The following is a 7,943-nucleotide window of genomic DNA, read 5'->3' on the forward strand; positions in this document are numbered from 1 at the left end:
ATATTAATGTCGAAATTCTAGTTTAGGACCTTGCTGAGAGGAATTAAATCATGAAAAAAACACAGATTTTATTTACTATCATAATTATATGTATACTACTTTCTGCCCACGCTTTTGCTTCAGGTCAGTGGACAGTGAAAAATATTAAAGTTGCCTTTGGGGACATTCAAGTATTTAAGGGGAGCTCCCAGGTGGAAACCTCAGTTGAACCCTTTATGGTAGATGGGACTACTATGGTGCCCCTGCGGGATTTGTCTGAGGCTTTGGGCTTTGATGTGCACTGGGATGGAGAGCGGAATATAATTCACATTGGGTCAGCTATCTTTCAGCCCGATATTGGGAAGACTAGAGGCAGTGCTGTTCATATTGAGGATGCCAAGGTTATAAGAAATGTGGGACCCTTTTATCAGAAGGAAAGGACCTATAAGCTGGCAGGTAGAAGCTTTAACCGTGGAGTTGTGGTACATATAGAGCCTGAGGAAGTAGCTGAGGTAGTAGTAGATTTAAATCAAAACTACGCTACTCTGGAAGGCTTTTTCGGGGTGGAAGATGATACCATGGACAGCAGTAGCACCTACAATATGACCATCTTAGGTGACAATCAAATTCTGTTCCAATCTGGTCCTGTAGCTCCCTCTGAATATCCCCGCTATATAGCTCCCGACGAGGTGGATTTGACCTATGTAAATCGCTTGATTATTAGGGTTGAAACTAACCGTGGAAGAATAGGAACTTATACGCAACTGATGCCCGTATTGGCAAACTTTAAGCTTTATCAAAAATAATTAAAGTAGGTAGCTTTAGACAATTAATAAGTCTAGACTACCTACTTTTTTAATAGTTGTAGATTCTAATGCTTTGAAGATTTCTATCCCACTCAACCCTCAGGTCTAGAGCTTCAACCATATATCGTAGGGGAATCAGGGTGCGTCCGTTTACAATACTAGTTGCTATGGGCAGGTCCTTTTTATTACCGTTCTCATAGACTACAGGGCTGTTTTGATGAAAGACTAGCTCTGTGTCCCAGTATCTAACCCATATTTGCATTTCCCCTGAGTCCAAACTCTTTGCTCCAAACTCTGCCCCTAAGGCCTCCATCACCGGGCGCAGTGTTACCAAGGTGTGACCCTGACCCAGAACTACTGGTCTAGTATCGGGAAAATCTAAGGCCCTGTTGTTTAGAAAGATATTAGGGGAGGAGTATAGCACTCCGCCGTAAGATGCAGGAGTGGAAAAGGTCCAATAGCCCGGCTGGAGCATGGACCCCTGTTGATTTAAAAGCCTATCTGATAAATGCACATCATAGGTACTATTGTAATTCCAGCGATTAACGGGCTTAATGTGCAGGGTGTTATTTGCAGCCATATAATAGATACTCACAGGGACTCTTGCATTGGTGTATCTATTTTTAACATATACATTTTCAGTATTAAATAAGCTGGTATTCACTTCTTCCTGATCAAAGGTAATAGCTATCCCCTGGTTTACAGATACATTGCTCTCCCAGGGCAGGGGACTAACCTGGAATAAGAACTCCCGCCCGGGATTTTCTGTGGCAAATTCCCAGGTTTGCATGGGTATGTGAGACCCTGCTAATTCTCTAATATGAGTAGATAGAGTAACTCTATAGCGGGTATCGTAGGCCAAAGGCGCCTTAGGAGTCAAGTAAAGAGTTCGCCCCGAAGAAGTATATTGGATTTTTAACGGAACACTATTAGGAGCTCCTATTTTTCTCAGGTGAATATTATTTGTATTAAAGGAGCGCACATCCATGTTTGCCACAAAATTAACAGTGATAACACTATCTACCGGAATATTTTCAGCTCCACTATCTGGCTGCATCTCAATTGAAGCTTCGTATTCCTCCTCTTTAGTGGTAAATTGCCATTGGATGCGCTCAATTCTATTTCTCCGGCTATCTCTAATTTGATCTGTTAGATATACATTATAGGTAGTGCTATAATCTAGTGAGCTTCTTGGACTCAGTGTAATTGTCCGATTGCTGTCACTATAGCGCACAGTGGCCGGTATATTTCTCATGCTACCAGCACTGCGCAGATAAACGCTGTCCTCATCTATGGTATCTCCATCCATGTCCCGAGAAAAGCGAACTGTTATACTTTCCCCAACGGGAAAGTCATCCTCATCTGGTGCAGGGTACTGGGAGGATATAAAAGCCCGATCCCGATCTATGGTGGCAAAGGTGTAGCGAATGGGCTCTATAGAATTTCCGTGCACATCCTGAACCTGATCTTTTATGTGGATTGCATAAACAGTGTCATAGTCTAAATTGCGCCTAGGTGCTAATGTGACAGTGCGACCATTGCTAGTGGAGGAGAGGTTTACTCTGATAGAGTCCCTTTCATCAGCACCCGATTTCTTGATGTAAATATTGCTGGTATTTAAGGTGCGCCTGTTCATATTGTCGGAAAACTGAATAGTGATTTCTCCATCCACAGGAAACATGCTTTCATTATCTTCAGGGTTGCTATTGACTATTGTGGGCCCTGTACCAGCATCTGATGCCAGTACATGTGGTGTAATTGCAAAGAGAAAGAGTAAAGTGAAAAGCAGTATTCTTGACCAGTTAATTTTCTGCATAATTTTCCTCCTGTAGTTTATTATATATCGTGTAATTAATTCTTTGTTAAAGAGGATCTTTCCTCCTTTTACAGAACTATAATGAAAAAGATAAAATCCAGGAGATTATAAACAAATGCTCGGAGAAACTGAACAAATGCTCGGATGCTGTAGAAATTTGAAGTTTTCCTCTAGCCCTTGCCAAAAAAGAGCAGATGAGTTACCATAAGTATATAAGAATAGACTTATATACTTTTCGGAGGTGTTTCGAATGGAAATTAAGGTATTGGGTACAGGATGTGCCAAGTGCACTAAATTAGAAGATTTGACTAAAGAGGTTTTAGGAGAGCTTGGAGTTCAAGCTGATGTGATTAAAGTTAGCGATGTAAAGGAGATCGCCAAGCTAGGGGTTTTGATGACTCCCGGGTTAGTTGTAAACGGACAGGTAAAGGTTTCTGGCAAATTGCCTTCAAAGGGAGATTTAACCAGTATTATCACTTCTGAATTAGCTAAGGAGTAACAAATAAACACCCATTTTGGGTGTTTATTAAGATCTTTCATATTAGGAAATGCTTATTTAATTGGAGGTGGCTTTAATGGGCGAATGGAAAAAACTCCTATATTATATGGGGATTTTTCTTGCCTTTTTCTTTATTCCCTTTGATAGCGCAGCAGTTGAGCAGGCTATTTTAGAGGCCTTTAAGATGGGAAGCGAATACGCCAGAGAGCATGTGATACTCTGTTTGATTCCCGCTCTGTTCATAGCTGGGGCAATTACAAATTTTATTTCTCAAAACGCAGTGCTCAAGTACTTTGGCTCCCAGGCAAAAAAATATGTCTCCTATTCAGTGGCATCTGTATCGGGTGTAGTGCTGAGCGTTTGCTCTTGCACAGTTCTGCCTTTATTTGCAGGCATCTACACTCGCGGTGCCGGTCTGGGCCCTGCAGTGGCCTTCTTATACGCCGGGCCTGCCATTAATGTATTGGCAATAATATTAACTGCCCGAGTGCTGGGCTGGGAATTTGGTGTAGCTCGAGCAGTGGGAGCTATAATTTTTGCAATAGTTATTGGGTTAGTTATGCACTATTTATTTAGAAAAGAGGAAGAGGACAGGGAAAATGCGGACTTTGATATGGGAGGAGAAAATGATACAGGCCGCACTGGTATGCAAAATGCAATTTACTTTACTGTACTGGTTTTTATACTGATTTTTGCCGCTCAAGAGTATTTCGTATTGGCATTACCTCTTTTCTTGGCTTTGGCTTATATGATTGTTCGCTGGTTTACCAAGGATGAATTAAAAGATTGGGTCAACTCTACTTGGGAGTTCACCCAGCTAATTCTGCCCTTATTAGTAGTGGGTGTGCTCTTGGCCGGTTTCTTAATGGGTAGACCTGGCACTGATGCAGGTATCATCCCCGCTCCATGGATTGAAGGACTAGTGGGAGGAAACTCTCTTTCAGCCAATGTGATTGCATCCCTACTGGGAGCAGTAATGTACTTTGCTACCTTGACAGAGGTGCCAATAATTCAAGGGTTAGTTGGATCTGGCATGGGCAACGGTCCTGCCATGGCGTTGCTATTAGCCGGTCCCGCTCTCAGCTTACCAAATATGTTAGTGATTCGCTCTGTACTGGGCAATAAAAAGACAGCCGTATATATCCTACTGGTTGTGATAATGTCTACCATAGTGGGATTAATATTCGGTGCTATCATGGGATAATGAGGTGATTAAAAATGGATCTAAGCATTCATAAAAAATTTAAAGCTCTAGGTGAGCCAACACGATTAAAAATTTTAAAAATGCTCTCCATCCAGAGTATGTGCGTATGTGAGTTGAGTGAAATATTGGAAATGCTACAACCTCGGGTGTCCCAGCATTTAAAGGTGCTGAAGGAGGCTGACCTGGTTCAAGAGCGCAGGGAAGGTTATTGGGTTTATTACTCAATTAATAAAGATAACTTACAGGGGCTCTTTTCCGATTTAAAGCAGTTTTTGACATCAGATTTAAGTCAAATGCCCAGTTTTCAGAAAGAGCTGGATAACTTAAACAACATGCCTACAAATGAAAAACTGCGTCAGCGCAAAAAAGAGAATATGATTATTGAGAATGATTAAATTTATTTAGAAATTGAAGCTTTACATTTAGCTGATTATTATTTAAAATTAAATAAAAAGAAGCTAGGGGTGCCCATTGGGCTGAGAGGGATTTGTCCCAACTCTTCGAACCTGTTGGTTAATGCCAGCGTAGGGAAGCAAGCCAAAAGATAATTTGATTATTTTGCGGAAGTTCCCAGAACTTCCGTTATTTTTTTTAGGAGGGATTCCCCATGAATGATGTATTCAAAATTGGTGGCAAGGAATTAAATAGTAGACTATTTGTTGGCACAGGCAAATTCCCAGATAAATCTATGATTACAAAGGTTCTCAAATCCTCAGCCTCTGAAGTTATTACAGTGGCCTTGCGTCGAGTTGATTTAGACGCAGCTCCAGAAGACAATGTGCTTACTTATATTCCAAAGGAAACAATTATCTTACCCAATACATCTGGCGCAAGAACTGCTGAGGAAGCAGTGAAAATAGCTAAAATTGCTCGAGCAGCCGGTTGTGGCAACTGGATAAAAATTGAGGTAATTAAAGACAACAAATATTTATTACCTGATAACTTTGAGACTCTTAAAGCAACAGAAATTCTTGTAAAAGAGGGCTTTGTAGTACTTCCATACATGAGTCCTGACCTAATGGTGGGTAAACAAATGGAAAGTGTGGGGGCTGCAGCAGTAATGCCTTTGGGAGCTCCCATTGGAACTAATCGCGGCCTGAAAACTAAGGAATTAGTAAAGATAATGATTGAAGAAATTAAAGTTCCTATTATTGTAGACGCGGGAATTGGTAAGCCTTCAGAGGCTGCTGAAGCTATGGAAATGGGTGCAGAAGCAGTTTTAGTAAATACAGCTATTGCCACTGCAAAAGATCCAGAGATTATGGGAAGTGCCTTTGCTGAGGCTGTGAGTGCTGGGAGGAAGGCTTTCTTGGCAGGTACAGGAGCAGTAAAAGAGTATGCAGAAGCATCCTCACCCTTAACAGGATTTTTAAGATAAGATATACAATAAAGGAGCGTTTTTCTATGAGTTTTTATGAACGTTATGATCAAATAGATAGGTCCCAATTGGAAGCAAAGTTAAAGCAGGCAACTGTGGCTGATGTGGAGCGAGCTCTATATAAAGATGTTTTGGGTACAGAGGATTTTCTCGCTTTGATTTCGGATTCTGCTCAAGGTTACCTGGAGGAAATGGCCCAGCGAGCCCACCAGGTTACAGTGCAAAATTTTGGGCGTGTTATATTTCTTTATACTCCAATGTATTTGGCAAACCACTGTGTAAACAAATGCATATACTGTGGGTACAAATCTGACAACCAGTTTAATAGAAGTAAGCTCACCTTAGAACAGGTGGAAATAGAAGCGAAGGCCATTGCCGCCACGGGAATTAGACATATTTTAATCCTAACAGGGGAATCAAGGCAGCAAAGTCCAGTTTCTTACATTGCAGATTGTGTTAGAGTATTAAAAAAGTACTTTAGCTCCATTTCTATAGAAATTTATCCTTTAAACACAGAAGAGTACGCTCTATTAGTGGATGAAGGAGTAGATGGACTTACCATCTACCAGGAAGTGTATGACCCTGAGGTTTACACTAAGGTACATTTAAAAGGGCCTAAGACAAATTACCCTTATCGCCTAGAGGCACCAGAACGGGCTTGCAAAGCTGGTATGAGAGCTGTAAACATCGGCGCTCTTTTAGGGCTAGCCCAGTGGCAACAAGAAATCTTTAGCGTGGGTGTTCATGCTCAATACTTACAAGATACGTATCTTGATACAGAGTTAAGCATTTCCTTACCAAGAATGAGGCCATACGCAGGAGGCTATAATCCTCCTTATCCAATAGATGATAAACAGTTGGTTCAGTCTTTGTTAGCTCTGCGCATCTTTTTACCGCGAACGGGGATTACCTTATCCACCAGGGAAAGTGCAGAATTTAGAGATAATCTCCTAAGATTAGGAGTTACTAAGATGTCTGCCAATTCATGTACTGCAGTAGGAGGTCACTCTATGGATGACCCAGGAGAAGAGCAATTTAACATCTCAGATGACAGAGATGTACCAGCTATGAAGAAAATGCTAAAGGCTAATGGATATCAGCCGGTCTTTAAGGATTGGCACCAACTAACCTAATCTTATAAAGTAGTATTGTATAAAGGAAGGATTTTCCCTGAGCTTAATCGAAATTATATAAATAAAAGCAAGGGGGGATTGGAAATGCAAAAATGTCATCAATGCGGAGATTTAGTGGACAAAGAGGATATTAGGACCCACGGTGGTAAAGAGATTTGTGAAGATTGTTATATTGAAGTTATTCAGCCACCAAAGACATGCGATGTGGCAGCAGTTCATGCGGCAAAAAAACACCGTGAAATGATGGGGCAAACTGGTACTGATGGGCTCACTGAAGTTCAGAAGCGTATCTATGAATATGTAAAAGAAAATGAAAAAGCTACCGCAGCAGAACTGGCAAGTGCTTTAGACCTATCTCCTGCTGAAGTACAGAAGAATTTTTCTGTACTCAGACATTGTGAATTGCTAAAAGGAAGCAAAGAAGGAAACACAGTGTACTTTGTATTATTCTAAAGTGAGAGGGGAGAGGTCTTTGAAACGGACGCCACTAATTTTATTAATAGCACTAGCACTTTTAATTTCATTTACTGGAGTAGTTTTTGGGGAAGAGAGTGAGGTAGAAAGCGAAAACGCTGTTGCTGCCGAACAGGAATCTAGGGAATCAGCTGTTAGCTTTGAAAATCTCAATGAAATGCAAATGGCAATGACCATTATCAACAAGCAAATTGATTACCTTAAACAACAGATAAGAGATAAGGATCGCCATATAGAGGAATTAAAAGAAGAAAATAAAGAACAGTTAGATGCAGCTGGAGATAGATATGAGAGCCAGATTGAATTTCTAGAAGAAAAACTAGAGGAAGCCGAGGGAAAGCTGGAAGCTAAAGAAAGTGAGCTAGTAGCAATGCAGGATGAATATAACGACTTGCTGCATAAAAATGCTATTTTTATTAGCGAAAGCGGTCTCTACTTAAAAATTTTAATTGGTTTTATTGCAGGGACCTTATTCGGATTGATTGTAGGATTAATGCTTAACTGGTGGAAGCGCAAAGGAACTACTAGCGGACAGGCTAGCATATAAAGAAATGCTTTTCTATGGTATCGAGTAGGAGGTAGATAATTATTTTATCTACCGTCCTCTCACACCACCAAGCATACCGTTCGGTACTTGGCGGTTCATTAAGTTAA

General features: G+C 40.9%; 9 protein-coding genes and 1 riboswitch. Of the genes, 8 read left to right on the forward strand and 1 reads right to left on the reverse strand.

Annotated features, from left to right (window positions below):
- The first annotated feature begins 50 nt into the window (after positions 1-50).
- On the forward strand, positions 51-785 hold the full coding sequence (locus GGQ84_RS12490) for a stalk domain-containing protein (RefSeq protein ID WP_429163113.1): 735 nt from the start codon (positions 51-53) through the stop codon (positions 783-785).
- Positions 786-834: 49 nt separating this feature from the next.
- Here the strand turns inward: GGQ84_RS12490 and GGQ84_RS12495 are convergent, their stop codons facing one another.
- Entirely contained in the window at positions 835-2,601 is a 1,767-nt protein-coding gene (locus GGQ84_RS12495) for an Ig-like domain-containing protein (RefSeq protein ID WP_429163114.1), read from the reverse strand.
- 250 nt (positions 2,602-2,851) lie between these two features.
- Here GGQ84_RS12495 and GGQ84_RS12500 point away from each other — a divergent pair, with 250 nt between their 5' ends.
- The 7 genes from GGQ84_RS12500 to GGQ84_RS12530 all read left to right on the forward strand — a co-directional run bounded on the left by GGQ84_RS12500 (position 2,852) and on the right by GGQ84_RS12530 (position 7,836).
- Complete coding sequence (locus tag GGQ84_RS12500) at positions 2,852-3,100, forward strand: thioredoxin family protein (protein WP_429163118.1); 249 nt, start codon at positions 2,852-2,854, stop codon at positions 3,098-3,100.
- Positions 3,101-3,176: 76 nt separating this feature from the next.
- Positions 3,177-4,304: a permease gene (locus tag GGQ84_RS12505; protein ID WP_429163120.1), complete on the forward strand. Its 1,128-nt coding sequence runs from the start codon at positions 3,177-3,179 to the stop codon at positions 4,302-4,304.
- 14 nt (positions 4,305-4,318) lie between these two features.
- On the forward strand, positions 4,319-4,699 hold the full coding sequence (locus GGQ84_RS12510) for an ArsR/SmtB family transcription factor (protein ID WP_429163121.1): 381 nt from the start codon (positions 4,319-4,321) through the stop codon (positions 4,697-4,699).
- Between the two features lie 55 nt (positions 4,700-4,754).
- Positions 4,755-4,852: riboswitch (TPP riboswitch) on the forward strand.
- Between the two features lie 59 nt (positions 4,853-4,911).
- On the forward strand, positions 4,912-5,682 hold the full coding sequence (locus tag GGQ84_RS12515; RefSeq protein ID WP_429163123.1) for a thiazole synthase: 771 nt from the start codon (positions 4,912-4,914) through the stop codon (positions 5,680-5,682).
- 26 nt (positions 5,683-5,708) lie between these two features.
- Positions 5,709-6,815, forward strand: coding sequence for a 2-iminoacetate synthase ThiH (gene thiH, locus GGQ84_RS12520; RefSeq protein WP_429163125.1), 1,107 nt, complete (start codon positions 5,709-5,711; stop codon positions 6,813-6,815).
- A gap of 84 nt (positions 6,816-6,899) precedes the next feature.
- Complete coding sequence (locus GGQ84_RS12525) at positions 6,900-7,268, forward strand: winged helix-turn-helix domain-containing protein (protein WP_429163127.1); 369 nt, start codon at positions 6,900-6,902, stop codon at positions 7,266-7,268.
- Between the two features lie 19 nt (positions 7,269-7,287).
- Complete coding sequence (locus GGQ84_RS12530) at positions 7,288-7,836, forward strand: hypothetical protein (RefSeq protein WP_429163129.1); 549 nt, start codon at positions 7,288-7,290, stop codon at positions 7,834-7,836.
- The last annotated feature ends 107 nt before the right edge of the window (positions 7,837-7,943 follow it).

The sequence above is a fragment of the Desulfitispora alkaliphila genome, assembly GCF_050433185.1.
Taxonomy (GTDB): domain Bacteria; phylum Bacillota; class Desulfitisporia; order Desulfitisporales; family Desulfitisporaceae; genus Desulfitispora; species Desulfitispora alkaliphila.